At 34.9% G+C, this 26202-nt stretch carries 23 protein-coding genes; 5 read left to right on the top strand and 18 right to left on the bottom strand.

Annotated elements, in window-relative coordinates:
• Positions 1–409 precede the first annotated feature (409 nt).
• From ACVPPR_RS01020 to ACVPPR_RS01010, 3 genes are read right to left on the bottom strand one after another with little or no spacing between them, the layout of a single operon-like run.
• The gene (locus tag ACVPPR_RS01020) at positions 410–838 is read right to left on the bottom strand and encodes a MerR family transcriptional regulator (RefSeq protein ID WP_462298093.1); all 429 of its coding nucleotides are present in this window, start codon (positions 836–838) and stop codon (positions 410–412) included.
• Positions 839–856: 18 nt separating this feature from the next.
• A complete protein-coding gene (locus tag ACVPPR_RS01015) occupies positions 857–1066 on the bottom strand; it encodes a hypothetical protein (protein ID WP_462298092.1) in 210 nt (69 codons plus the stop codon).
• Positions 1067–1507 carry a GNAT family N-acetyltransferase gene (locus ACVPPR_RS01010; protein ID WP_462304390.1) on the bottom strand — a complete coding sequence of 147 codons (441 nt, stop codon included), beginning with the start codon at positions 1505–1507 and terminating at the stop codon, positions 1067–1069.
• A gap of 124 nt (positions 1508–1631) precedes the next feature.
• Here ACVPPR_RS01010 and ACVPPR_RS01005 point away from each other — a divergent pair, with 124 nt between their 5' ends.
• Positions 1632–2486: an alpha/beta hydrolase gene (locus ACVPPR_RS01005; RefSeq protein WP_462304389.1), complete on the top strand. Its 855-nt coding sequence runs from the start codon at positions 1632–1634 to the stop codon at positions 2484–2486.
• A 272-nt stretch (positions 2487–2758) separates the two neighbouring features.
• On the opposite strand, the gene ACVPPR_RS01000 is transcribed toward ACVPPR_RS01005, so the two are convergent.
• The 8 genes from ACVPPR_RS01000 to ACVPPR_RS00965 all read right to left on the bottom strand — a co-directional run bounded on the left by ACVPPR_RS01000 (position 2759) and on the right by ACVPPR_RS00965 (position 14454).
• Entirely contained in the window at positions 2759–3385 is a 627-nt protein-coding gene (locus ACVPPR_RS01000) for a DJ-1/PfpI family protein (RefSeq protein WP_462304388.1), read from the bottom strand.
• Between the two features lie 61 nt (positions 3386–3446).
• Positions 3447–4370, bottom strand: a complete 924-nt coding sequence (locus ACVPPR_RS00995; protein ID WP_462304387.1) for a helix-turn-helix transcriptional regulator — start codon at positions 4368–4370, stop codon at positions 3447–3449.
• 130 nt (positions 4371–4500) lie between these two features.
• On the bottom strand, positions 4501–6045 hold the full coding sequence (locus ACVPPR_RS00990) for an ABC-F family ATP-binding cassette domain-containing protein (protein ID WP_462304386.1): 1545 nt from the start codon (positions 6043–6045) through the stop codon (positions 4501–4503).
• 21 nt (positions 6046–6066) lie between these two features.
• On the bottom strand, positions 6067–7860 hold the full coding sequence (lepA, locus tag ACVPPR_RS00985) for a translation elongation factor 4 (RefSeq protein ID WP_462304385.1): 1794 nt from the start codon (positions 7858–7860) through the stop codon (positions 6067–6069).
• Between the two features lie 191 nt (positions 7861–8051).
• Complete coding sequence (locus ACVPPR_RS00980) at positions 8052–9953, bottom strand: ABC transporter ATP-binding protein (protein ID WP_462304384.1); 1902 nt, start codon at positions 9951–9953, stop codon at positions 8052–8054.
• On the bottom strand, positions 9953–11692 hold the full coding sequence (locus tag ACVPPR_RS00975) for an ABC transporter ATP-binding protein (protein WP_462304383.1): 1740 nt from the start codon (positions 11690–11692) through the stop codon (positions 9953–9955). The genes ACVPPR_RS00980 and ACVPPR_RS00975 overlap by 1 nt, the downstream gene beginning before the upstream one ends.
• Complete coding sequence (locus tag ACVPPR_RS00970; RefSeq protein ID WP_462297882.1) at positions 11693–12343, bottom strand: TetR/AcrR family transcriptional regulator; 651 nt, start codon at positions 12341–12343, stop codon at positions 11693–11695.
• Positions 12344–12432: 89 nt separating this feature from the next.
• Positions 12433–14454 (bottom strand): ABC transporter ATP-binding protein/permease, encoded by a 2022-nt coding sequence (locus ACVPPR_RS00965; protein WP_462304382.1) that lies wholly within the window; start codon positions 14452–14454, stop codon positions 12433–12435.
• A gap of 226 nt (positions 14455–14680) precedes the next feature.
• Between ACVPPR_RS00965 and ACVPPR_RS00960 the strand changes: the two genes are divergently transcribed.
• A complete protein-coding gene (locus ACVPPR_RS00960) occupies positions 14681–15574 on the top strand; it encodes a phosphate ABC transporter substrate-binding protein (RefSeq protein ID WP_462304381.1) in 894 nt (297 codons plus the stop codon).
• Positions 15575–15632: 58 nt separating this feature from the next.
• Here the strand turns inward: ACVPPR_RS00960 and ACVPPR_RS00955 are convergent, their stop codons facing one another.
• Entirely contained in the window at positions 15633–17051 is a 1419-nt protein-coding gene (locus tag ACVPPR_RS00955; protein WP_462304380.1) for a C69 family dipeptidase, read from the bottom strand.
• Positions 17052–17213: 162 nt separating this feature from the next.
• Here ACVPPR_RS00955 and ACVPPR_RS00950 point away from each other — a divergent pair, with 162 nt between their 5' ends.
• Together ACVPPR_RS00950 and ACVPPR_RS00945 are read left to right on the top strand one after the other, a co-directional pair.
• Positions 17214–17741 (top strand): DUF1836 domain-containing protein, encoded by a 528-nt coding sequence (locus ACVPPR_RS00950; protein WP_462297876.1) that lies wholly within the window; start codon positions 17214–17216, stop codon positions 17739–17741.
• A complete protein-coding gene (locus ACVPPR_RS00945; protein WP_462304379.1) occupies positions 17738–18592 on the top strand; it encodes a DegV family protein in 855 nt (284 codons plus the stop codon). The genes ACVPPR_RS00950 and ACVPPR_RS00945 overlap by 4 nt, the downstream gene beginning before the upstream one ends.
• Before the next feature lie 51 nt (positions 18593–18643).
• Here ACVPPR_RS00945 and ACVPPR_RS00940 read toward each other — a convergent pair whose 3' ends face one another.
• The 6 genes from ACVPPR_RS00940 to ACVPPR_RS00915 all read right to left on the bottom strand — a co-directional run bounded on the left by ACVPPR_RS00940 (position 18644) and on the right by ACVPPR_RS00915 (position 25370).
• Entirely contained in the window at positions 18644–19066 is a 423-nt protein-coding gene (locus tag ACVPPR_RS00940; RefSeq protein ID WP_462304378.1) for a DUF3284 domain-containing protein, read from the bottom strand.
• A gap of 21 nt (positions 19067–19087) precedes the next feature.
• The gene (locus ACVPPR_RS00935; protein WP_462304377.1) at positions 19088–20494 is read right to left on the bottom strand and encodes a glycoside hydrolase family 1 protein; all 1407 of its coding nucleotides are present in this window, start codon (positions 20492–20494) and stop codon (positions 19088–19090) included.
• Positions 20495–20560: 66 nt separating this feature from the next.
• The gene (locus tag ACVPPR_RS00930) at positions 20561–21844 is read right to left on the bottom strand and encodes a PTS sugar transporter subunit IIC (RefSeq protein ID WP_462297870.1); all 1284 of its coding nucleotides are present in this window, start codon (positions 21842–21844) and stop codon (positions 20561–20563) included.
• 27 nt (positions 21845–21871) lie between these two features.
• Positions 21872–22189, bottom strand: a complete 318-nt coding sequence (locus ACVPPR_RS00925; RefSeq protein WP_462297869.1) for a PTS lactose/cellobiose transporter subunit IIA — start codon at positions 22187–22189, stop codon at positions 21872–21874.
• Positions 22190–22205: 16 nt separating this feature from the next.
• On the bottom strand, positions 22206–22517 hold the full coding sequence (locus ACVPPR_RS00920; RefSeq protein ID WP_462297867.1) for a PTS sugar transporter subunit IIB: 312 nt from the start codon (positions 22515–22517) through the stop codon (positions 22206–22208).
• Between the two features lie 132 nt (positions 22518–22649).
• The gene (locus tag ACVPPR_RS00915) at positions 22650–25370 is read right to left on the bottom strand and encodes a sigma 54-interacting transcriptional regulator (RefSeq protein ID WP_462304376.1); all 2721 of its coding nucleotides are present in this window, start codon (positions 25368–25370) and stop codon (positions 22650–22652) included.
• A 177-nt stretch (positions 25371–25547) separates the two neighbouring features.
• Between ACVPPR_RS00915 and ACVPPR_RS00910 the strand changes: the two genes are divergently transcribed.
• On the top strand, positions 25548–26201 hold the full coding sequence (locus tag ACVPPR_RS00910; RefSeq protein ID WP_462297863.1) for a TMEM175 family protein: 654 nt from the start codon (positions 25548–25550) through the stop codon (positions 26199–26201).
• The last annotated feature ends 1 nt before the right edge of the window (position 26202 follow it).

Here is a 26202-nt window from a genome sequence, read left to right as displayed (position 1 = left end):
ATCTTAATTGATGTGTCTTGATTTGCTTTTTAATGCTCAAGACCGGCACCGTTTTAATTCGCCTTGCTCGACGTCTCTCAACGTCATTAACTTGCCGTACATTGGAAATTTAATTCATCATCTTATCGATGTGTCCTGATTTGCTTTTTAATGCTCAAGACCGGCACCGTTTTAATTCGTCTTGCCGACATCTCTCAATGTCAATAACTTGTGTTACATTTTTCAACTATCTTCAGTACTAAACACCGTCCAACTAACTTCGTTTTTTAAAACCATTAAATGAATTTAAAAAAGTGACTTCAGTTTTATTTTGTTCAGGGATTTCGATAGCTTTCCTTGCTACAAGTTCAGTATAGCACACTTGTAAACGGTTGCAAGCTTTTTGTTATTTATTTTAAAATTCTTTTTATTACACATCTCTCAGCTCAAAATGTGTGCCATCTTCATCAATAACCGCGAATAAACGCTGCTTTTCAGTCTGATCAAAATACCCCATATCAAAAACAGTTTTATTCCCCTGCTTACCAACATCTGAAATACGATCAATGACAAAATGTTTAAATTGTCTAAAAATAGCCATTTTGCCGTTAACATGTTCAATAGCGGCAACTAACGTATATCCCTCGTCCAATTCTGATTTTATTAGGCTCACTTTTATCACCATATCTAAGCGATATTCTCGAGATTTTGTACGCCCATCTGAAATGCTTTCAATATAGCCTTTTTGCTCCCAATACCGTAATTGCCGTGTTGAAACCCCAGTCATTTTACTGATTTCACTGATTCCGACAATTAACCGATCCTGTTTCATGAGATTCGTTAATGGATTATTATTCACTATAAAAACCTTCCATCTCTAGTTTTCTAAATATATTTGAAACTTTTTATCGATTTCTGGCAAACTTTTCTGCAATGATTTTGATTTATTTTGTGTTCCCTCGGCCATCAATTTTAAATACATAAATAAAATTTGACTGGCATCTTTATGATATTTATTGCCAAGTTCACTCGCAAATGTGTACCGGTCATCTGTTAATAACTTTGAAAATGCCGTTTCTTTTGCCATTTAAACCCCTTCGATTGTTTTAATCATTGTGTGATGAGCAATTCCAGCATCCATAAATCCTTCGCCTTCAACCACATACCCTAATTTTTCATAAAAGCCTTGTGCTTGATCTTGTGCGCCTAATGTTAAATATTTAATGTCATAGACGGTTGCGAATCCTTCGATAAACTTGAGCGTATCCGTTGCTAAATGTTGACCCCGAGCTGATTTAATTGTCGCAACTCGTTGAACATGCCATGTTTCAGTATCCTCGCTAATGACACGAGCTGTCACAACAGGCTTGTCATCTTTATACCCAACAAAATGAATCGCTTCTGCTTCATTTTCTATCTCTAATGCCATTGGTACCTTCTGTTCTTCAACAAAAACCGTTTTTCTAATTGATAACGCATCTTTATAAATTTGACTATCTATATCTCTAGTTGATTTTACCGCAAACATATTGTTCAGCCTCCGCTTTCTTATCATCTTCGCATATAGCTTACCATAACTTTATGTAAATTTGAACGACAAGAATCGTTGCCTTATAATTAGATTAATAACTTACTATTAAGGAAAATAATTAATGAAAAAATACAGCATATTAATCACTATTTTACTAATACTTGGCTTGGGTACTGGATTTTTATGTTCAAATAAATCCACGTCAAGAAACACACCCGTACCAGTAACTAAAAAGAAAGCTGTGACGCAGATTCCTACTTTATATATTCATGGTTATGGCGGTACGGCCAACTCAAGTAATTATATGATAGCTGCGGCGAATAGATCAGGTAAAGCCCAAAAAGTACTGACGGCTACCGTCTCTTCAACGGGCGCTATAACTTACACAGGAAAATGGCGACAATCTGAAAAGAATCCTATTATTCAAGTCATTTTCACTCGAAATGATGCGGAAATTCCTGAAGAAGGCAGATGGATTGGCAAAATTGCTGATCATTTGAAAAAAACGTATCACATTAAAGCTATCAACCTCGTCACGCATTCAATGGGTGGATCATCCGCCATGTATTGGGCTGAATCAGTCAGAACGAAAACTTCTCCTAAGTTAAATAAATTTATCCCAATTGCAGATCCAATTAACGGTGTTATTGGTATTGAAGAGAAAGCGAATCAGAATTATTTTTTGAAAAATAATGAACCTGCCCTAAAAACAAGCGCCTACAAAAGTTACTATCATAAACGAAAAAACTTTCCCTCAAATACGAAAGTCTTTGTCATTTATGGTAATCTCGATGATGGTTCCAATTCTGATTCAGCTGTTAGCACGGTTTCGGCCCGTTCAATGAATTATTTATTAAGAGGCCAAATAAAATCATATCAAGAACTAAAGATTACTGGTAAAAATGCCCAACATAGTAAACTTCATAGGAACGCAACAGTGGATAAAGCAGTCATTCAGTATCTTTGGGGCAAATAACCCCTATACGAAGCGCCAACTTTGTGCTATGATTAATTTATGCGATGAGTCGAGTAAAATCAGACAACTTCGGTTGTTCCGCTGCGGCGGCTAGTGATTAGTTCGAAGATGGGGCATTTTTTACCTACCGCATTGTAGGTATGTCTGATTGTCACTGTTTTGTGGAATTCATACAATCTATTTACTTCGGTAAGTACCATATCAGGAAGCATCAACTTAGGTTGGTGCTTTTTTTGTTGCACACAATACGTAAATGATATTGAATAAAATAATTATTTTGATGATAATGTTAATAATTTCATGTAATATTGTGAATCTCCTGTAGAAAAATATAAATACCATAAATTAAGCATTTCTTTTGAATAAACATTTAAATAAACTAATATTTCTTTGGTCCATAACAAGCCGCTAGCTGAATTGGCAGTGATTAGATTTTTATCACGAAAAGTGGGTACATTTTGGTAAAGATTTTCTCCTATGTAATTATTTGAAAACATCTTTAAGAAAATTAAAGAATTACTTGTGTGTTTGTATTCATTGAAGATACCTAAATCTGCTAAAGCTAACGTTGCGCCGCAGATTGCTCCGACAAGTATCTCTTTTTCTAAATAGTACGGTATTTTAGTTAAAATTTTTTCATTTCCTTTAATATTCCAAGTGTCCGCTCCCGGTAAAAGAATTGCAGCCATATTTTCTTCATCTATTTCACCTAAAGTACAGTCAGGTATAATTGTTAGCCCACCAATTGTACGAACTGGTTCTTTATTCATTCCTACCGTTTTCACTTCAAATTTAACATTTCCTTTTTTGAGCAAACTTTCCATACTAAAAGCTTGCAGAATATTTCCTACTTCCCATTCAGCCATTGTATCTAATACATAAATATATATTTTTTTCATTACTATTACTCCTATCAATTTGATAATCTCAATTTAACACAAAAAGAGTGACAACTATGTGTCACTCTTTTTGTGTTAATTTTAAAGAAGATAAAAAATGTTTTTTTATCTTCTTTTTTAATGTTGCTGGTGCTAAAACTTCAATTTTATCACTTAGTCCTAACAGAATTGAAAACGTCATAAAATCATTTATTTTAACCTGGGTTTCTCTGATAAAATATTCTTCTGTTTCATTGGTTATATTACCTTTGAAATATTCTTCTACAGTATTATTTAAACTCTTTGGATACTTTAATATAACTGTTGAATTTTGTTTTATTTGTTCAAATTCTTTCTCCTCAATGATCTGTTTAACGTCATATTCATTAACAAATATTTCATCTAATGTAGAAAAATTAGCCATTCTTTCAACTTTAAAAATTAAAAAATCGTTTTTTGCTGTATCGTAACCTAATCCATACCAAGAATACCATTTAAAGTAAACATAAATCATGTTAGCAGTAACTATTCGATTTTTATTTTTGGAATCACTATATTGAAAAGAAACAACTTTATTATTTTCAATTGCTCGTTTCAATTTGGCAACCTTATCTACATTACGTTCATTTTCGCTAACAACTGAAAAATCAATATTCATTGAAGAATTCGACACTTTTTCTGTAGAGTATATATAATTTATTTTTTCATATGTACTAGATACCGCTTTTTCTCCCAAAATATCTTTCAACCCATTCAATGCAAGTAAAATATAATCAGTATCGACATGATTCATTATTCGATTATTGATTTTATAATTTTTATTGATTGAATAACCTCCTTTAGAGCCTATCACAGAATAAATTGGAATACCTGATAAGGATAATGTATCAATATCTCGAACGATTGTTCTTCGTGAAACATTAAAATGACTTGCCAACTCACTAGCAGTCGTTTTTTCTCTATTTAGTAAATATAATACGATTCCTATTAACCTTTCAATTTTCATCTTATGTAGATTCCTTTCAATTTTCTGATAGATGAAATAATAAATCTCAAAAAAAAGAAATCTGTTATCAAATAACAGATTTCACCAAGAATAGTTACAACACAGCTTAAATTATAAAAACCATTCATCATTATTTTTGAATTCTAATTGCTTCAACATCGAATACTTTATCGATCCAAGATTCATAGAACGGTGCCTCATGACTAACCAATAAAACATTCCCAGGGAATCGGCGAACTGCCTTTTGTAGCGCATCTTTCGTGTCATCATCCAAATGGTTAGTTGGTTCATCCAAAATCAAGAAGTTACTTGGTTTCAATTCAACCAAGCTCAATTTCACTTTCATTTGTTCTCCACCACTCAAAATACCAATGGGTTTCATTGTATTCGCAGCGTTGATACCTGATTTAGCTAAACGACGACGAATCGTTTTCGGCTCTAAATCAGGATATTCATCTTGAATAATTTGTAATGGTGTCATTTCTTTATTATCCCAAATTAAATCTTGATCAAAATAATTCACAACAACAGAATCAGAAAATTCTGCTGTACCACCAAATGTTGGGATTAATTTCAAAATTGACTTAATCATGGTTGATTTACCAATACCATTAAATCCTTTTAAAACCACTTTTTCTTGATGTGATAACGAGAAAGTCACTGGTGATAGTAACGGCGTCTTATAACCAACTGATAAATTTTTAACAGCCAACGTCGATGCAGAACCAGTATCCAGATAAGGAAAATCAAATTTACCTTTCACGGTATCACTTGGTGGTGTCACCCGTTCAATTTTATCTAATCGTTTCTGTCTAGATTTAGCCATCGTGGCACGCGTTCCCGCTTTATTTTTGCGAATATAAGCTTCATCTTTTTCAATTTGAAGACGTTGTTTCTGGAATGCCTTCAATTGGGCTTCTTTTTTAGCTTCTTTTTGTTTAATGGCCGATTTAAAATTACCACGGTATTTTGTAATTTTACCAAATGCGACATCAATAATGGTATTAGTAACATTTTGTAAAAATTCAAAATCATGAGAAATAACCATAAAACAGCCCTCGAATTGATTCAAATACTCCGTCAACCAATCGATATGTTCTGTATCCAAATAATTAGTGGGTTCATCCAATAAAATAACTTCAGGATTTTCCAGTAATAACTTAGCCAAAATAATTTTTGAGCGCTGTCCACCACTTAATTCACTAACTTGATGGTCTTTTTCGATTGCATCTAACCCTAAACCAGTTCGCACACGATCAATTTCCGTATCAATCTCATAAAAGTTCTTAGCTTCAAGCTCTTCTTGATAGCGACCTGCTTTTTCCAGTAACTTCTCATCCAAATTTTCAGCATAATCAGTATAAGCCTGTGTTTGCTTCTCACTAATATCATATAAACGTTGAAATGCTGTCTTCAAAAATTCAATGACCGTAATCCCTTCAGCGACTTCAGCATACTGATCTAAATAGCCAATTGTGGCACTTTTCTTCCATTTAATTTCACCCTCATCAGGTAATTCTTGCCCTGTGATAATTTTGATTAGCGTACTTTTACCGGCCCCATTTTGGCCAATAATACCCATGTGATCTTCCACATTTAATTCAAAATGAGCATCTTCATATAATTGTTTATCTGCAAATTGATGGGAAAGCTGGCGAACTTCTAAAACTCCCATTATGATCCTTCTTTCTAAAGACTAATTATCATTATTAACTTCTAATATTGCATTGAATACTTCTTGTGGCAAGTCCATTTCAGCCTTAGATCCTAAACGTTTGTTAGCACTTTGACGGCGTAACATATCTTGTTTAGCCGCATTCTTTTTATCACTACTTGTTGTGGCGCTCTTACGAAGAGGTGGCACATTTGCCCGTGAAATGGCTTTATTTTCGATAACTGCTTGAACTGGCATTGGGAATAATTTACGTGGAATTGAATATTTTAATTGTTCCACTAATTTTTGACCAATCTCAACGGCGTCTTGTCTATGAACAACAAATCCTAGTGCATCAACTGTTGCATAGTTAACTAAGACATCCATTTTAACAACATCTGCCGTTTGGTACCCTTTAAATTGCGTCTCCATCGTTGCATAACCATGTGATAATGATTTTAATTGATTGAAGAAATCGTAGGCAATTTCAGACGTTGGTAGCGCATAATTCAATTCAGTTTGACCAGAATTATAAGCCATATCTTGGAAAATACCTTTACGTTTTTCAGCCAATTTCATGATATCACCAACTTGTTCATCTGGAACCGTCATGTGAACATCTAAAAAAGGTTCTTCAACATGATCAATCTCAGAAAAATCAGGAAATTGAACAGGATTATCAACAATAACTTCTTGCCCATTTTTCAAAATAACATGGTAAGTAACATTCGGTGTTGTTGTTAAAACACCTAACTGATATTCCTTTTCAAGTCGTTCACGGATAATACTCAAATGTAACATCCCTAAAAATCCACATCTAAATCCCAAACCCAAAGCATCCGATTTTTCTTCCTTATAATGGAAAGACGAATCGTTTAATGCTAATTTTTGAATGGCTGATTTTAATTCTTTATAGTTATTATCTTTCGGATAAAATCCGGCAAAAACCATTGATTCTGATTCTTTATAACCAGGGAGTGACTCGGGTGTCGGATTATTTTGAGACGTCAACGTATCCCCAATTTTAACCAATTGAGGGTCTTTTAACCCCGTAATTACATACCCAACGTCGCCAGCATGTAAACTATCGACGGCAACCATATCTGGTTTAAAAATACCTGCTTCAACGACTTGAAAGTCAGTTGTTTGCTGCATAAAACGGAGTAAGTCATTGGCTTTAAATTCACCATCAAAGACACGAATATAAGCCACAATTCCTTTAAATGCATCAAAATGTGAATCAAAAACTAGTGCTTTAAGTGGTGCTTCAATCTCACCAACTGGTTCAGGAATCCGGTCTTTAATGGCTTCTAAAACCAAATCAACACCCATCCCTGTTTTAGCTGAGATTAATAACATGTCATCTTCATCTACGTCAGCTAATTCCATCAATTGAATTTTAGTTTCTTCAACATCTGCATTTGGATGATCAATTTTATTAATAACAGGGATAATTTTTAAATTATTTTCTTTAGCTAAACGGTAATTCGCAACCGTTTGTGCTTGTACACCTTGAGTCGCATCCACTAACAAAATAGCCCCATCACTAGCAGCTAAACTTTTTGAAACCTCATATGAAAAATCCACATGTCCTGGTGTATCAATAAAGTTATATTCGTACGTTTCACCATCGTTTGCAGTGTAATAACTGCGAACTGTTCTTGATTTAACGGTAATTCCATGTTCTTGTTCAACAGCCATTGAATCCAATAACTGGCTCGACATTTCACGTTCACTAACTGTTTGCGTTTCTTCCATAATTCGATCAGCTAAAGTCGATTTACCATGATCAATATGGGCAATAATTGAAAAATTTCTAATTTTTGATTGTTCCATTATGATTAAACCTCATTTTCTAAATAATCATCTACTGTTTTAGAGTCTTTTTTATTATACGCTAAATTATCAATGGCGTAATACTTAGATTAAAAAGCCAATATAAATGAATTATTTTTGAACCTATGATTTGAAAATAAAAAACGAACATGAATTTAACTAACGTCAAATTCATATCCGTTTTTTTTAATCTAAATAGCCCCATTTGTAAATTGACTATTATACAAATCAGCGTAGAAACCATTTTTAGCAATCAAAGCATCGTGATTTCCAGTTTCAATAATAGAGCCATTATCCATCACAATAATATTATCCGCGTCACGAATCGTTGATAGACGATGGGCAACGATGAAGCTTGTTCGATTATTTAATAAGGTATCCATTGCTTTTTGAATCAAGACTTCCGTACGTGTATCAACAGAACTCGTTGCTTCATCTAAGATTAAAATCTCAGGATCAGCTAAGAAAGCGCGAGCGATTGTCAATAATTGACGTTGTCCTTGCGAAATATTCGAAGCATCTTCATTCAAGACCGTTTGATAACCATCCGGTAATTGGCGTACAAATGTATCCACATGGGCAGCTTTGGCTGCAGCAAAAACGTCTTCATCTGTTGCATTTTCACGACCATACTGGATATTTTCCATAATGGTTCCGGTAAATAACCAAGTATCTTGAAGTACCATTGAGATTGATTGACGTAAATCTGATCGTTTCAAATTCTTAGTATCGACACCATTAAGACGAATTGATCCTGACGAAACATCATAGAACCGTTCAATTAAGTTAATAATCGTCGTCTTACCAGCACCAGTTGGTCCAACAATTGCAACCTTCTGTCCTTCTTTAACATCCAAATTGTAATCAGTCATCAACAATTTTTTATCTGAATAACCAAATTGAACATGGTCAAAGGAAATTTTATTACCATTATCAGGAATTGGTAACTCATGATTACTTTCATCTTTCAATTCTTCTTCGTCCAAGACTTCAAAGATACGTTCTGCTGAAGCAACGGTTGCTTGAATTGTATTAGATAAATTAGCTATTTGCGTAATTGGTTGTGAGAATTGGTTAACATATTGCAAGAAAGCTTGAACGTTACCTAAAGTAATCGTTCCTTGTGAAACTTTAATCCCACCAATGACTGCAACAAAAACGTAACCAATATTTTTAATAAAGTTCATTGCTGGCATAATTAATCCGGAAATAAATTGTGCTTTCCACGAATCTTTATAATAGTCACTATTTTGTTTTTCAAAAATATCAATATTTTTTTCTTCTTTATTGAAAGCTTTAACAACTGTATGGCCTGCATAAGTTTCTTCAACTTGATTATTCAAAAGGCCTAAGCTTTTTTGTTGTCCCGCAAAGAACTTTTGTGAACGAGGGGCAATTAATGAAACAACACCCAAACTCAAAGGCACAATAATCAAGGCAATTAACGTTAATTGCCAACTAATTGAGAACATCATATAAAGGACACTGACAAAAGTCACAACACTTGTCACCAACTGTGTAAAACTTTGTTGCAGCGTTCCCGAAATGTTATCCACATCATTCACAGCACGTGACATGATATCACCATTAGGATGCGTATCGTAGTAAGAAATTGGCACACGTTCCATCTTAGCCTTAATATCTTTACGGAGCGCGTACACTGTTTTTTGAGAGATATTAGTCATAATCAGTTGTTGAATAAAACTGAATAAAGCCGAAGCAATATACATAATACCAACTGTGAATAAGATGTTCTTAATCGCATTAAAATCGATTGGCAATGAAGTTACTTTATGCCCCTGCTTAATTTGTGCATAACCTTTAGTCACACCAGAGAAAATTTCTGTTGTTGCTCGTCCTAAAATTTTAGGCGAAACAGCTTGGAAGATAACAGAAATAATCGCTAGAACTAACACTACCCCAATTAAAAATAACCAAGGTGACATATATTTTGCTAAACGGCCAATTGTTTTCCAGAAGTTTTTAGGCTTTTCAACTGGACGGCCGATATTACCACCAGGCCCACCATGATGACCGCCGCCTCGTGATGGTTGTGTTGCCGGACGACTAGATTGTTTGTTATTATCTGCCATTATTCTGCATCCCCCTCTCTAATTTGTGATTGCATAATTTCTTGATACGTTTTATTTGTTGCTTTCAATTCTTCATGCGTTCCTTTACCGACAATTTTGCCACCATCGATGACTAAGATTAAATCAGCACCCGTCACACTAGAAATCCGTTGTGCAACGATTAAAACAACACTATCTTTAACATTTTCGTCCGTTTTAAGTGAGCCTCGTAACTTAGCATCCGTTTTAAAATCAAGTGCTGAGAATGAATCATCAAACAAGTAAACGGACGCTTTTTTAACCAACGCTCTAGCAATGGCAAGGCGCTGTTTTTGTCCACCGGAGAAGTTATCCCCACCTTGTTCAACCATGCCATCTAAACCATCTGCTGATTCTTCAACAAATGATTTTGCTTGTGCAATTTCAAGTGCATGCCACATTTGCTCATCTGTTGCCGTCTCATTACCAAATTGTAAATTACTTCTAATTGTGCCCTTAAAAAGAACGGTTTTTTGTTGCACAAGTGAAATTTGATCATGCAAACTTGCCTGTGTTAACTCATAAATCGATTGCCCATCAATTTTAATATCACCTGATTCAACATCGAATAAACGTGGAATCAAATTAATTAATGTCGATTTACCAGAACCAGTCCCACCTATAATAGCGATTGTTTGGCCGGCTTTGGCTTCAAAGTTGATATCAGTTAAAGCTGCTTTTTCAGCCCCTGCATAACGAAAATTAACTTTATCAAATGACAATTGACTTGCGCCTAATTGACGACGATCAACTGTGATTGCATTAGGACGATCTTCAATCGAATCATTTTTATCTAAAACTTCGTTAATACGAGCTGCGGCGGCTTGTGCACGAGGCAACATAACGAAGACCATTGATAACATCATGAAACTTGATAGAATTTGCATGGCATACGTCATGAATGCCACTAAATTACCAACTTGCATCGACATGTCGCCGATTAAGTGCCCACCATACCAAATAATTGCGATATTGGTTGCACTAAGAACTAGAGTCATCATTGGTGACATAACAGCTGTAATTGAGAAAACTTTACGTGCGTTATCTGTATAGGCTTTATTTACACCGTCAAATCGTTTTTGTTCATAGGCATCTTGATTGAATGCTCGAATCACACGGACACCGGTTAATCCTTCACGAAAAACAAGGTTAATGTGATCAATTCTTTTTTGTAACGTCTTGAATAACGGCACTGCAAAAGTCATCACTGCAGCAATCAAAATGAATAAAATGGGCACAGCGACTAGAAATATAACGGTTAATTCTTTTTGTTTATTGTAAGCCAAGACACTAGCGCCAATCAACATAATAGGTGCTTGAATCATCATTCTTAACATCATTACTGTCACATTTTGGATTTGTAAAACATCCGTTGATGTTCTTGTAATTAAACTCGAGTTCCCAATTTGATCAAATTCATAACTTGAAAAATTAAGGACCTTTTTATAAATGTTACTTCTTAAACTACGACCTAATTTTTGAGCCAATCGGGATGCGATGAAGACATTTCCAACTGCAGCAACAATACCGATAGCTGCCACACCTAACATGACATAACCAACTTGCCAAATGTAAGAAACGTTCCCCTGTGAGACACCTTTATTAATCATATCAGACGTCAATGTTGGTAAATATAAATCACAGATAACTTGGACAATCATGAAGACAAATGCACCACCGATTGCCCAAAGATTGACGCGATTTTTCATTACTTTTATCATTTACTCTTGTTCCTCTCTTTTCGAAACGCCGATGGCTACCCAGTTAGCCATTGTTTCATATTCTTTTTGTAATTCCTCAACTGGAATTTCGATGCCTTGTTTTTGCTTTGAAAAGTAATCATTAATTGTTCTCATAAACGGACTCATCATAGAAAACATTAATAACTTCAATTCTTCATCTGTAGAGATATTTAGCAATGAGAGGTCAACTTTATCCCCTAAATGAAACTCAGGGTGTTGAAATCTTCCTGCATGTGGTCGGGCGCCATGCGGTTGCATATGGTGGGCCATTTTAAAATCCATCCGAACAAAAACATTTTTAAAAAACGCCGCATTTTCACCAGATACAGTATCCGCAATGATTTCGGAAAAGAATTCTTTCATCGTCTTTACGATATCGCCATGATTTGCCTCTAAAGTATCCATAAACTTCTTCGTTTGGTTCTGTCTAATACTATCAAAATAATAAAAATATAAATCTTCCTTATTTTCAAAGTATTGATAAAAACTACCACGCGGAATATCGGCCGTTTTTATAATATTATTAATTGATGCTTCAGCTAAAGGCACTCTTGAAAATTCTTCTTTCGCTGCATTCAATATTCGTTTTTGTTTATCTTCATCCAAATTAAAATACGTTTTCTTAGGCATATTTCCTCCTCATATACAAAAAAATGACAAGCTGTCATGTGACAACTTGTCATGTTACTCGTTTTTATTTAAAAATGCAATGCTTTTACTTATTCTTTTCTTAAAGACTCAACTGGATCAAGTTTTGATGCTCTATTTGCTGGTAAGAAACTTGCAAACATACTAATCAAGACACTAATTAAAATACCAGAAAGTGCATAACTAGCGGTAACTTTGACAATTGTGACATCGAATGTTGCAATCGAGAAGGCATTTAACCCGAAAGCTAAAATATACGTTACCCCGACACCAATTAGGCCAGATGCTAATCCAATTAAGAAGGCTTCTGAAACGAAAATACGTCGAATATCTTTGCGACGTGCCCCTAGAGCCTTCATTACACCAATTTCTTTTGTTCTTTCAACAACTGAGATATTAAGCACAACTAATATCATAATTGCAGAAACAAGTAATGAAATTGCAGCTACGGCTGTTAAAACATCTGTTAAAATATCTAACATTTGGGTAAACATTTCAGACATTTTTTCTTGAATTGAACCCGTGTAGCCTAATGACTTCACTTTAGCTTTAATGCCAGCTGTATTAGCTTTATCTTTTGTATGCAAGTAAACAACATTAGGCTTGATTGATTCATGATTATCTTTAACCAATTGTTGTAAGTCAGTATAATTCAAGTAAACTAAACTACTTGAGCTGCTACTACCAGATGCTTCATAAATTCCGGCAACTTTGAACGTTTTTTTGATTGTTTTTTCATTGTAAACAATCGCAATTTTGACTTTTTTACCAACAATATTTTTGCCTAATGTATCAGCAGTTGTTTTATCTAATAAAATACCATCTTTACCAGGTTTTGACCCCTTAGTAATATTTGATGCTGTGATACCTGAGTTCATTGTCCCCAATTGCATCAAACTGGCTTTTTTACCTTTATATGAAACTGTATTTGTTCCAAGCGAAATCGCTGTATAACCCTTTTGAAGAGAATCAACATGGTTCACATTCGTTAATTTTTTAATATCTTTCTTAGCAAATGAACCTGTTTGACCGGTAATTGCAGCCATTTGTGTTTGTTGTTCCTTAGCTTGTGCTGCTTGCGCTTGAGAACCCGTGGCTGCTGTTGGCGTTGGTGTAGAACTGCCACTACTGCTTGAAGCACTCGAACTCGTTTTGGCTTTCATATGGACTTCCGTTACATTAGGATTCACATAACTAGACATTGTACTCTTAATATAACTTGTCACACCTCTACCAAGCGACAACATCAAAACAACTGACATAATCCCGATACTTGACCCAATGGCAACAAGTAAATTACGAGAGAATTTAGCTTTCATATTCAATGCAGCTAATCGAATTGCTGACCATAGACTTAAATTTTTAGGTGTTTCACCTTTAAATTCATCTTCATTCGTATGCAATTCAAGTTGTTCTTGTTCAGCATCAGAAATAATCGCACCGTTATCAATTCGAACAACACGACTTGAATAAGCCGCAACACGATCTGAATGGGTAACCATTAAAACTAACTTACCACGTTTAGCGATATCTTTGATAATTTCTAAGACAGCATCCGTTGTCTCTGAATCTAAAGCACCCGTTGGTTCATCAGCAATAATGACATCTGGATCATTCATTAAAGCACGCGCAATTGCAACACGTTGTTTTTGTCCACCAGAAATTTGATCTGGCTTCTTTGTCATATGATCTTGTAAACCAACATCCGTTAATAATTTTTTGGCACGTTCAACACGCACTGATTTATCAACGTTCGATAGAGTCATTGCCATAGCAACATTATCAATCAAACTTAAATGAGGAATCAAATTAAAATTTTGGAAAATGAATCCAATACTCTTTTTATGAAAGTTAACCAATTCTTTTTCAGAAAAATCACCGATATTTTCACCATTATAAGTAATTTCACCATCAAAACTTGAATCCAGTCCACCAATTAAGTTCATTAATGTTGATTTACCACTTCCGGATTCACCAACAATAGAAACTAATTCGCCCTTGTCAAAAGAGGCATTAATATCTTTCAAGGCTTTAAATGTCGTACCACCAGCCATATTATACGTTTTAGAAACGTGCTTGATTTCTAGAATCATTTGACTCCCCCTGTTTCTGTTTTTCTTTATGACAATCTGTCATAATAGGATGATTTTCATTATAGGCAACCCTATTCACAAAAGCAAAACATTTTAATCGACCTTTACCTATTCTTTACAATTTCTAGTATAAATCATTACACGATTCATACAAAACGATAACAATTACCTGATACTATGAAGTTGTTCTTAAATACGAGTACAAAAATAAAAGGAGAAGTAAATTATGAGAAAGAAAACAGCAATTATTTCAGTAGTAGCAATGGGGCTTTTATTATTAGCAGGATGTGGTAAAACTTCATCATCATCTTCTTCAAGTGACGCAACAAAAATAACAGGAAAAATTAATATTGTTGGATCAACTGCTTTACAACCTTTAGTTGAAAAAGCAGCCGAAACTTATCAAGATGCCCATTCAGGTTTAACCATCGGTGTTCAAGGTGGCGGATCAGGTACTGGTTTAAGCCAAGTTTCTACAGGCGCTGTTACAGTGGGTAACTCAGATATCTTCGCAGAACAAAAAGATGGCGTTAACGCTAAAAAAATTGTTGATCATAAAGTCGCAGTTGTTGGTATTGCCCCAGTTGTTAACAAGGGGACAAAAGTTACTAACATCTCAAAATCACAACTTGCTGATATTTTCTTAGGTAAAATTACAAACTGGAAAGATCTTGGCGGTGCTGATCAAAAAATTGTTGTGATTAACCGTGCTTCTGGTTCAGGTACACGTACTGTATTTGATAGCATTATCCTTCCAAAGAAAACAGCTAAACAAACACAAGAACAAGATTCAAATGGTACCGTTCAAAAAATGGTTGCCTCAACACCAGGTGCTATCAGTTACTTAGCCTTCTCATACTTAAATGACAAAGTCCAAGCATTATCAATTGATAAAGTTAAACCAACATCAAAAAATGTTGAAAATAACAACTGGAAAATCTGGTCATATGAACATATGTACACTAAAGGTTCACCTAAATATGCAACAGCTAAATTCATTAGCTACATCCAATCAAACAAAGTTCAAAATAGCTTAATCAAAAAATTAGGTTACATCTCAATCTCAGATATGCAAGTTGAAAAAGATGCTAAAGGGACTGTTGACGAAATTAACAAATAATCTAAATTCATAAAAAAAGTGTTGCAATTTTGATTGCAACACTTTTTTTAACCTATTTTTATAAATTAGCATCCATATTGAATGTTAATTTTGACAACGTTAAGCCTTCAGTAATAAATTGACCAATCATTGCCATTGTTCTTTCACGCATATCAGCAACAATAGCGTAATTTTGTTTTGTGAGGTAATTCGTTAATTCATCCCCACTCATAGTTGCAGATGCTACATCACTATCAGCAACCATCGTCTTCAATTGTTGACGACAAGCCTTCAAGTAATCAACATTTTCTTGCACAAAATGAGAATAATGTGATTCCGTCAACATTGATACCGTTCGGTACATCCAATAAGCACTGTTCATGTCCAACGTTAACGGCGTTTCACTGTAACTAGGATCTGTATCTGTAGCATTTGTGTAGAATGGGACAAAGGGTGCAAATGCTGGAACCCCTAAACAAATCCACATTAATGCAGAATGCGCATCATCAACTTCATTTCTCAATTGTAGAACATGCGCATTTTGTGTTCTGTTCATTGAAATAGGTCGGAATCTCAACCGGTCTTCATCAGCGCCATGACCAAATGGATCATATGGCGTTTCATTATAATGTGAGCCTAAAATAGCAGTCACATCTTCAACGCTAATTTTTTTATTTGCATAACAAATGAATGGTAAATCACTTGAAGTAGGTTCTTGTTCAATTTCAGGATTCAAACAACGTTGACCGTACCAGACACGAGGTGTGTTATAGTGACGGTCTTTTTCTGTATCTGTTCCAAAAATATGACGGAAATTCCAGCCCGTTTTATCAGGATTCAAATGATGTTCTTCAACATATTCACGAATGCCGTCTGACCACATAAAGTTATCAGCATCATTAAAATCAATTTCTTGAATCGCAACTTGATTAGCTGCAACCGCATAAGCGTCATCTGGAATACGTTGCGCAATCCAATGATGTCCGGTCACAATTTCCATGTACCAAACGTCATTTTTATCACTAAATAAGACGCCGTTTCCTTCAGGTGACCCATATTTTGTAATCAAGGCCCCTAAATATGCAACCCCATGTTTTGCTGACTCAATGTAAGGTGCAACCATTGTTTGTAATGAATCTTCAGCCAAACCATTTTTAATTAAAGGATCATAGGCCAAAACACGTTCATTAGCATAGACACTTTCTGTTGCGCTCATTGCGACATTTTTTTCATTAATACTACTTTCATCAAAAACACCTTTACTTGATACTTCAACATTAGGTGTTGCTGTCCAGCGGTAGCCATTTTCTGGTAATGATGCGGTAAAGCCATTTTTATTCGAAGTTAACGTTTCATGACGCCCTGTTACTGCAGGGTACATTAAGAATCGTTGTGGTGTAATAGGCAAAAATGTATCATCGTTTCTAGCAATCATTGTTGAGCCATCAATTGTGGCTTTCTTACCAACTAAAATGGTTGTACATGCTTGTTCCATCATAAATAAGTCACTCCTTCTCGTTATTAAATACCATTATAGTGTACAACTTTTATCCCTATATAGACATAAAATTATACACATGCTTTAAGAAACAACTCAATCTAGTTTACAACACTAGATGAAAATGATAACATGAAGTTATTACGTTAAGGGGGTTATCATTTGAGTCAAAAGGTTCCGCTATCTTTTTTAAATTGGTTAGATAACTTAAAAGAAATCACGCTACCTAATTGGACTGATTTTCCAGAATTAGATCTTTATATGGATCAATCCATTAAACTTGTGAACCAATATCTAGAACCACTAAAATTAACACCTGTAACGCCTACAATGGTTAATAATTACGTAAAAAAAGAAATTATGTTCAAACCAATCAAAAAAAGATACCATAAAGAACATTTAGCAGCGATTATTGTTATTACACTTTTAAAATCTGCTTTTCCATTAGATGTTATCAAAGATGGCATTGATCAACTTTTAGTCGACAATTCATCCGAGGAAGCTTACACAAATTTTGCCCTAATTTTTAACGAACAAGTTAAATCATTAACCTTTAATATTAATTTAAAGCCAGTCACAACTGAAACAACAATCATTGAATTAGAACAACGATCGGCCGCAAGTGCCGTCATTAATCATATTATCAGTGAAAAACTCGTCATACTAATGAAGGAGGCTCCTCAATCATGAGAGAAGAAAAAATTGCAATATTAGTCGATTCTGGTTCAGATATCCCTAAGGATTTTATGGCTCAAGAACATATTTACATGGTCCCTATTTTAATTACATTCAGTGACACAACTTACCTAGATCGCATTTCTATTTCACCTGCAGAAGTCTATGAACGTATGGAAACTGAAATTCCAACAACCGCAACACCAGCAGGTGGCGCAATTAACGATATTTTTGAACAAATTAAAGCTGATGGTTATACACATGTTATTGCAACAACCATTTCAAGTGGGTTATCTGGTACCTACAACGCCATTAAAACATTCGCAAAATTATCACCATTAACTGTTGAAATTATCGATACGAAGAATATTGGAATTGGTAGTGGATTAGCTGGTATTTTCGCAGCAAACCTAATCAAAGAAGGCGATGACTTTGGCGAAATTGTCACAAAAGTTCAATTAGCCGTTGATGAAAGTAGCGTCTTTTTCTATGTGCCAACCTTACACTATCTTCAAGTTGGTGGCCGTATTGGTCGTGTTGCTGGTCTCATGGGTAACCTTTTAAATATCAAACCTATTATTTCATGTGATGATAATGGCATTTACTATCCCATCGCAAAAGCTCGTGGTGAAAAAGCGGCCTTGAAGAAATTCTTGTCACTCGTCGATGATAAAATTGGCGATGCTGAACATTTTGATATTGCCGTTGCTTACGGTAATAATGAAACTTTAGCCGCAAGTATCTTAGAAAAATTAAAAACTAATTATCCAAATGCCGCGCATTTCTACTTTGGTGACGTTTCTCCAGCTCTTGGTGTTCATGCTGGGCCTGGTGTCATTGGTATCGGTGTTGAAATTTTGGATTAACACAAAAAAGGAGTCAATCGATAAATGTCGATTGACTCCTTTTCCTATTCTCTAATTAGTGGCATACTTACTTTCAATTTGTTTAATCATTTTTTTGAAATTTCTCTTCTTGAAGAAACTCATAATCATACTCATAAAAGCGTCATTCATTTGTTGCATTTTACCTTTAGACGTCATTGATTCTTTATAGCTTAATAAGCAATGACCGTCATCAATTGCTTTAATATCGTATCCTACTTCAAACTTATTACGGTTACTATCTGTTTGAAAATGATAACTTTCATTTTCAATCATTTTGGTAACTTTTAGTTCAGCCGATTGGGTTTTGGTAAATTGTTTGGTGAATTCAAACCCATCTAATTGATTTCTCGTTAATTTACGACCTGTTTGAGCATGAATATCATATAATACAGATTCCATAATCTGATCAAATAAATATTTTGCGGGAATCTTTAATTTCATTTCAACTTCCATGAGTCATTCACCTCCATTTTTCTAATCATTAAAGCCGTTCTGATCCGTCATTTCTTTAAACCAGTAACCACTCTTTTTAATGGTTCGTTTCGCTTCGTTATCCAAATCAATACTAATAAATCCATAACGATTCTTATAGGCGTTCAACCATGACCAATTATCCATACATGTCCACATGTGATAACCATGGACATGACTGCCTTCTTCAAGTGCCTTGTGAACCCACTTCAAATGATTTTTAATGAATTCAATTCGATAATCATCATTAATTTGGCCATCAGAATTAATAAATCTGGCTTCATCTTCAACACCCATCCCATTTTCTGAGATAAAACAATCAATATTACCGTAATTATCTTTAATGTTAATTAAAGCATCGTAAATACCCTTTTCATAAATTTCCCAGCCACGATATGGATTTACTTTTTTCCCAGGCATATCATATACGGTATAGAAATCTTCTGGCATCCAACCATTTTCACCTTCTGGTTCATCTTTGATGACCTTAGCTGCTGCTCGTCTTGGCTGATAATAATTCACACCTAATAAATCAATCGTATTGTCTTTAATAACGGCTAAATCATCTTGATGGTAGATTGGCATCAAGTCATACGCTTCTAACCAATTAACAATATCTTGTGGAAAAGTTCCTTTAATTGCAGGGTCTAAAAATGACCGATTAAAGAAACCATCAACAAATTGAGCTGCTTTAACATCTTCTGGATTATTTTCATCTTTTGGATACGTTGGCATTAAGTTTAAAATAATCCCAATTGTCCCACCTAAATTAAGTTCATGATACTTTTCAACTGCTTTAGCACTCGCTAATGCTTCATGATAAGCAACTTGGACCCCATGCTTCAAATTACGTTCATCAGGTAAATGCCAACCATATAAGTAGCCACCTTCAACGGGAACAATCGGTTCATTTTGAGTAAACCATTTTTTAACACGATCCCCAAATAATTTAAAACACGTTTCTGCGTAGTCAGTGTATAAATCGACAACTTCACGATTTAGCCAACCTCCCATTTCTTGTAGGACCATTGGCATATCAAAGTGATAGAGATTAATAAAAGGTTCAATACCAGCAGCAATTAAATCATCAATAAGATGATTATAAAAGGTAACAGCTTCCGGATTAACTTCTCCAGTAAATGGATTTGGAATTAATCGTGACCACTGGATTGAGGTACGATATGAATTATGACCTGTTTTTTTCATCAAAGAAATATCTTCTGCATATTTTTGATAGACCCTTGATGCCTTTTCAGGACCAACTTGATTGAAAAACTTTTCGGGACTTGATTGATACCAAGCATCCCAAATATTATCAGCTTTTCCATCTCCTAAAACACGGCCTTCAGATTGTGGCCCGCTTGCAGCAGACCCCCACCAAAAATCTTTTGGAAATTCATATTTAACCATAGTAAACTCCTTTATTTAGCACAAAATCTCTCTACATAAAATTACGTAAAGAGATTTGCTTTTATTTTATTTGTTTTCTGAAGCTGCTGCTTCATCTTTTTCAATTTGTCTTGTTGCTAAGATAACAAATGGTGAGTAGATTAATACTGAGATAGCCACATTGACTGCGGCTAAAACACCACCTGCCAAACTCTTAGTTGCTAAGATTCCGCCAATTACTGGTGGTGTAACCCAAGGAGGCATTACCGTAGCTGCTGGCACAATGCCGGTAGCAGTCGCAATATAAGCAACAGTTACAAGTACCATTGGTGTTAAGATAAATGGCACGAACATAATTGGGTTCAACACAATTGGTAATCCAAACATCATTGGTTCATTAATATTGAAAATACCAGGAGCTGCTGATAAAGAACCAATCATTTTGTAAGGTTTGTTTTTACGGCCAACGATGAAGATGGCAATAATCAAACCAATTGTTGCACCAGTTCCACCCAAGTTAACGAATGAATCAAAGAAAGGTTTGTTAACAATGTAAGGAATTGCTTTACCTTCACTAAGTGCTTTAACGTTAGCTGCAATAGCAGGTGCGTTAATTGTTTGCATTAGTGGATCAATCATATTAGCACCATGTAAACCGAAGAACCATAAGAATGGTGAAATGAATGCTAATAATAATGCTGATGGGTATGAATTTGCCAAGCCCATGAATGGTTCTTGAACAAGTTTGTAGAATGCTGCAATAATATCAGTTACGCCGAATCCTTGGAATAATGTATTGATAAAGGCAAAGATTGTTACAACAATCATTGCTGGGAATAATGAAGCAAATGCTTTTGCTACAGCAGGTGGAACACCATCAGGCATGTTAACGATTAAATGTTTGTTACCACTCAAACGTTGGAATAATTCTGATGAAATTAAAGCAACAATAAGTGCAACGAATAATCCTGTTGATGTCATACCAGCTAATTGTAAGCCACCAAGAGCAAAGAATGAAGCAACTGATACTGTACCAGCAGCGATACCATCTTTACCGTATGATTTTGCAACGTTATGAGCAACTAAGAATGCAATGAATAATGACATAATACCGAAACTTGCATTCCAAACGCCGCCACCTAAACTTTGCCAAATTGGAGCATCATTAACTATTTTTGGAAATAAGCCATTCATTAAATTTGAAAAGCCTGGAATTGGAAGATTATTAACTAATGTTCCTAAAGCACCCAAAATCATAAGTGGCATAATAACAACAAAGGCATCTCGAATTGCTATCAAATGTCTTTGTGCCCCGATTTTTGAAGCTACTGGGATAAAGTGAATATCCATCCATTTTAAAAATTTGTCCATGAGTAGTTCCTCCTTAGATTATAATTCTTATCCTATCTTTTTGTAAACGTCTACTACTTCGCCGGCTAAGTCTCTAAATGTAATCGCATTCATTAAGTGGTCTTGACCATGAACCATTAATAAACTAACTGGCACCGGATCACCTGAGGCTTCTTGTGTTAACATAGCTGTTTGAGAATGATGTGCTTCAATTAATGATTTATCTGCATCAGCCAATTTAGCAGCTGCTGTTTCAAAGTCACCTTTTTTAGCAGCTCGAATTGCTTCCATAGAATCACTCTTAGCGTTTCCACCATTCACGATTAACCCCATGATTGTTTGCATTTGTGCGTCGTTTTCATCCATACCGGACACCTCCTTTTTATTTAAGCAATGTTTTGGCTGTTGCAAGAACTTTTTCGCCATTCATCATGCCATAATCTTGCATGTTAATAACTTCTACTGGAATATTCTTGTCAGCAACCTTTTTTTCAAATTCGTCTTTCATAAAACGAACTTGTGGGCCTAACATCAAAACATCAACTGGTTTTGATTCAAGCATTGAATCTGCTTCTGAAGCTCCAACTGCAAAGATATCTGACTCGTAGCTTTCTGCTTCTGCAGCTTTTTGCATTTTTGATACTAATAAACTTGTACTCATACCTGCTGAACAAACTAACATAATTGTTTTCATAATTGACACTCCTTTTTCTATTTATACTCTTATATACGCAAGTTCCGTGCCAAAAAATAAAAGTCTTAGAAAAGGCTTTCTGAAAGCGTTTTCTAAGACTTTTATTTTTACACACACACTACTCTTTCACTATTACACACTGGTTTTATTCAACATATTGCCCATAAATATTTCGACAATATAAGCAACTTCGTCATCTGAAATTTTAATATTATACATTTTTTCAATAATAATTAACGCCGTTTTAACAATTTCCATTTGTAAATGATTTTCCGCAGAAAATTCTTGAACATTCTTAAATGGTTTTATTGGTTGATCCTTCAATCTTGAATCTACTAAAAAGGCCAGGTGCATCATTATTCCCACGGTAATCTCAGGATCAAGAACAATCTGTAAGTCTGATTGAATTTTAATAATCATTGTTTGGACGGTATGAATTAAATCTGGCACAGAGTTAACCGAATTAATGCTGCCTTCTAATGCTGTAATCGTTTCTTGTGTTAAATCATTATCAGATAACATGCGCTTCAAAATTTGTAACGTATCATCATTAAATATATCTAAGGCCGAGAAAAAAGGCACTCTTTGATAAGAAACTTCAACAGTTCCGACAATCGCTTTCACATCATAATCCCGCATTAATGTGTTGATATGCTTTTTAAAAGCATCTTTTTCTAAATATTGCATCCGAATAACTTTTACTTCATCTTCATTTACAATAGGTACAATACGGTCATATAATCTTGCAGCAACGCCTTCGCCAGTAAAACAAGCAACAATAACCGCTTTTTTTCTAGGACGCATATGGAAAAATTGTTCTTTAACAGACGATTCAAAAATATGTTGTGCATTAGCATAGATATCTTCCAACTCACGACCAGCAATCGCAATTCTTAACGATTCAAGTACAACCAATGTACTCGTCATCGAAACGGCTCGTGTATTAATTCCCGTTTCTTCGCCTAACATTGATGCGAAGCTCGTTAAAGAACCCATATCAGTTAAAAGTAACAACCCTTTTTTTAATTGGTCCTGATTCCCTAGCACATAATCTCGCACTTGATTGTAAATTTCTGAAACGTTCACATCCAGTGGCATATTAATTGCCTTACCTTTGGTTGTGCCCAGTAACTCTTGCGCCGTTTGCAACATAGAAGAAGCCGTTGATGCGCCGTGCATTAATACGATAATACCAACTTTAATTTCATTTTGTTGTTTCTTTTCACTTAAATCAGAGCTCAAAAACATAGTGATAAACCCGATTTCGTCTAACGGAATCTCAATATCAAATTCGTGCTCAATTCGGTCTGCCATTTCTAACGCAACACGAAAAGCCTTAGGATTTTTTTGACGTAAATTATTCAAATCAGGATGGACGATAACAACATTTTTTCGAATTCGTTCAATTGCGCTAACCAAATGTAATCCAAAAGCAAATCGCGCATTCTCATTATATTTTTGACCTAACTTACTTTGTGCTAAGTCATATACTTCATTGGTAACCTTCCAAACGTCATCTGGTAATAATTCTTTTCGTACACCTTCACCTGATAACTGCTCAACATAATCTTTAAAATAACCTTTGTTATCTGAATCAATTAACGTCTTAAGACTTAATGATTTTAAATTCTGTTGATCCGTTTCACTAACTTTTTTATCAATTGTTTCGTAAACGGTTGGTTTTTGATCATCTTTTTCTACTATCTCACTATTTTTAAAAGTCACAACTTTTGTATTCTTTTCATTTGTTCTTTTTGCTAAACGATCCATTAAGGCATCAATTTTCTTATACTTCGCTTTACCTTCTAAACGTCCTTTTTGAACATTTAGTGGTAAATCTTTTAATCTAATATACAATGACGCTGTTTCATGCGTTCTAAAATACAAAAAGGCCTTTGCACAAACGACTTTAATATCTCGTTGAATTTGGCCAATATTAGCTTCTGGCTCGTATAACATTAACGCAAGCATGGCATCGCGTTCAACAACAATATCTTGGTTCAAACGACCTACTTCTTGTTCAAAGAAATTCATGACCATCCCATAACGCTCATCAATCGTCCGCTTTGAAATAGGTGGCAACGTGATTGCCATTGGAATACGACGATTAAACGTACTTAAAAAGTTTTCAGATGTTTCAGTCGTTGCCCCAATAATCTGCACACTTGCTTCTTTAGTAATTGAAGATTCTCCTAAAGGTCGATAAAACCCTTTGTCAATGAAGGTAAACAACATTTCTTGTCCTTCAGGAGGTAGCCGATGGATTTCATCTAGGAACAAGATTCCGCCATCAGCCTTATCCATCAACCCTTTTTTATCTTGATCAGCACCCGTATAGGCCCCTTTTTTCACACCAAATATATGCGCAAAAAGTAACTGTGGATTATTCGCGTAATCCGCACAATTAAAGCGAATAAAAGGCGCTTCTGCTTTTACCATCTTTGATTCTAATGCAAATTGATACATACACTCAGCAAATAGCGATTTACCAGTCCCTGTTTCACCAAAAATAATAGTGTGTAATCCTCTTGGTGGGTATAAAATAGCTGCTTCTGCTTGCTGAATCATCACTTTTAACGAATCATTTGAGCCAATTAATTTTTTAAAGGTCATTTCTTTGCCACTTTTATTGTCAGCTTTTACCTGTTGTTTTTCTTTTTCTTCAACTGACGACCATTGGTACAGAACCGGCCGTCCATCACTCTTTGTGACCTCACCAGATTTATATAAGTCATTCAAATAACGACTGACATTAGCACGATTGCACTCAAGTTCATCTGCAATCTGCGTGGCATTCATTGCTGTTCCTTTATTTTTCAAAAGGTTATAAATATCTTTTTTTCGATCTCCCAAGTTACTCACTACTCCCTTACACATTAACAAAAATACGAAACCGCTTACTATCATTAGTATACCGCATCTTTTCTCACATTTACACACTAATCAAAATTTACAGCTATTTAGTTGCAAAAAAGGCTTTGTAACGCTATTATGAGACTAATTATAAACAAAGTATTTGGGGGATTTAATATGAAACTTGATCGTGTCCAAGCCTTTAGTGATGGTGTTTTCTCAATTTTAATTACAATTATGGTCCTTGAATTTCATTTAGATCGTTTTACAAAAGGCGATTTATTAACTGAAGTCTTGAATCAATGGCCCATATTTGCCACTTATCTTATTTCCTACTTATATGTAGGCACGCTTTGGCTATTTCATCATGACTATATTGCTGGTTTAAAAATCACTGACCGGGGACTGAACATTTTGAATTTACTAATGCTCTTCTCGATTACCTTAATTAACTACCCAATGACCTTAATATCATCCGTCTTAGCATCAGGTAATACCGCTGATATTCGAACAGCCTTTATCTTCTATGATTTAGTTGCGCTGTTCATTTCAGGAACTTTTTTGATTATTTATTTTTACGTTAACCAACATTCTTATCTAAAATCAAAAGCCAAACCAGAATCTTATTACCAATCAATTCGCTTTGATCCTCTTGGCTCAATGGCAATTTATGGGGCATCCATTCTCTTATCTTTCATCAATATTTGGTTATCTGGATTTCTCCTGGTAGCTGGTATTATTTATCATTTCGTTGCCTACCTTCGAATGAGTGAAAATGAAGATCGCCTTGAAAAATTGATTATCAACAAAAAAAATCTTACTAAAAAGTAAG

The sequence above is a fragment of the Dellaglioa sp. L3N genome (assembly GCF_054941095.1).
Note: the sequence above shows the minus strand (reverse complement) of the source record. Positions and strands in the feature narration are given on the sequence as shown.

Coding starts and splice junctions, on each gene's coding strand:
- ACVPPR_RS01015 (WP_462298092.1), bottom strand. CDS start 1,066: ATGGCAAAAGAAACGGCATTTTCAAAGTTATTAACAGATGACCGGTAC.
- ACVPPR_RS01010 (WP_462304390.1), bottom strand. CDS start 1,507: ATGTTTGCGGTAAAATCAACTAGAGATATAGATAGTCAAATTTATAAA.
- ACVPPR_RS01005 (WP_462304389.1), top strand. CDS start 1,632: ATGAAAAAATACAGCATATTAATCACTATTTTACTAATACTTGGCTTG.
- ACVPPR_RS01000 (WP_462304388.1), bottom strand. CDS start 3,385: ATGAAAAAAATATATATTTATGTATTAGATACAATGGCTGAATGGGAA.
- ACVPPR_RS00995 (WP_462304387.1), bottom strand. CDS start 4,370: ATGAAAATTGAAAGGTTAATAGGAATCGTATTATATTTACTAAATAGA.
- ACVPPR_RS00990 (WP_462304386.1), bottom strand. CDS start 6,045: ATGGGAGTTTTAGAAGTTCGCCAGCTTTCCCATCAATTTGCAGATAAA.
- lepA (WP_462304385.1), bottom strand. CDS start 7,860: ATGGAACAATCAAAAATTAGAAATTTTTCAATTATTGCCCATATTGAT.
- ACVPPR_RS00980 (WP_462304384.1), bottom strand. CDS start 9,953: ATGGCAGATAATAACAAACAATCTAGTCGTCCGGCAACACAACCATCA.
- ACVPPR_RS00975 (WP_462304383.1), bottom strand. CDS start 11,692: ATGATAAAAGTAATGAAAAATCGCGTCAATCTTTGGGCAATCGGTGGT.
- ACVPPR_RS00970 (WP_462297882.1), bottom strand. CDS start 12,343: ATGCCTAAGAAAACGTATTTTAATTTGGATGAAGATAAACAAAAACGA.
- ACVPPR_RS00965 (WP_462304382.1), bottom strand. CDS start 14,454: ATGATTCTAGAAATCAAGCACGTTTCTAAAACGTATAATATGGCTGGT.
- ACVPPR_RS00960 (WP_462304381.1), top strand. CDS start 14,681: ATGAGAAAGAAAACAGCAATTATTTCAGTAGTAGCAATGGGGCTTTTA.
- ACVPPR_RS00955 (WP_462304380.1), bottom strand. CDS start 17,051: ATGATGGAACAAGCATGTACAACCATTTTAGTTGGTAAGAAAGCCACA.
- ACVPPR_RS00945 (WP_462304379.1), top strand. CDS start 17,738: ATGAGAGAAGAAAAAATTGCAATATTAGTCGATTCTGGTTCAGATATC.
- ACVPPR_RS00940 (WP_462304378.1), bottom strand. CDS start 19,066: ATGGAAGTTGAAATGAAATTAAAGATTCCCGCAAAATATTTATTTGAT.
- ACVPPR_RS00935 (WP_462304377.1), bottom strand. CDS start 20,494: ATGGTTAAATATGAATTTCCAAAAGATTTTTGGTGGGGGTCTGCTGCA.
- ACVPPR_RS00930 (WP_462297870.1), bottom strand. CDS start 21,844: ATGGACAAATTTTTAAAATGGATGGATATTCACTTTATCCCAGTAGCT.
- ACVPPR_RS00925 (WP_462297869.1), bottom strand. CDS start 22,189: ATGGATGAAAACGACGCACAAATGCAAACAATCATGGGGTTAATCGTG.
- ACVPPR_RS00920 (WP_462297867.1), bottom strand. CDS start 22,517: ATGAAAACAATTATGTTAGTTTGTTCAGCAGGTATGAGTACAAGTTTA.
- ACVPPR_RS00910 (WP_462297863.1), top strand. CDS start 25,548: ATGAAACTTGATCGTGTCCAAGCCTTTAGTGATGGTGTTTTCTCAATT.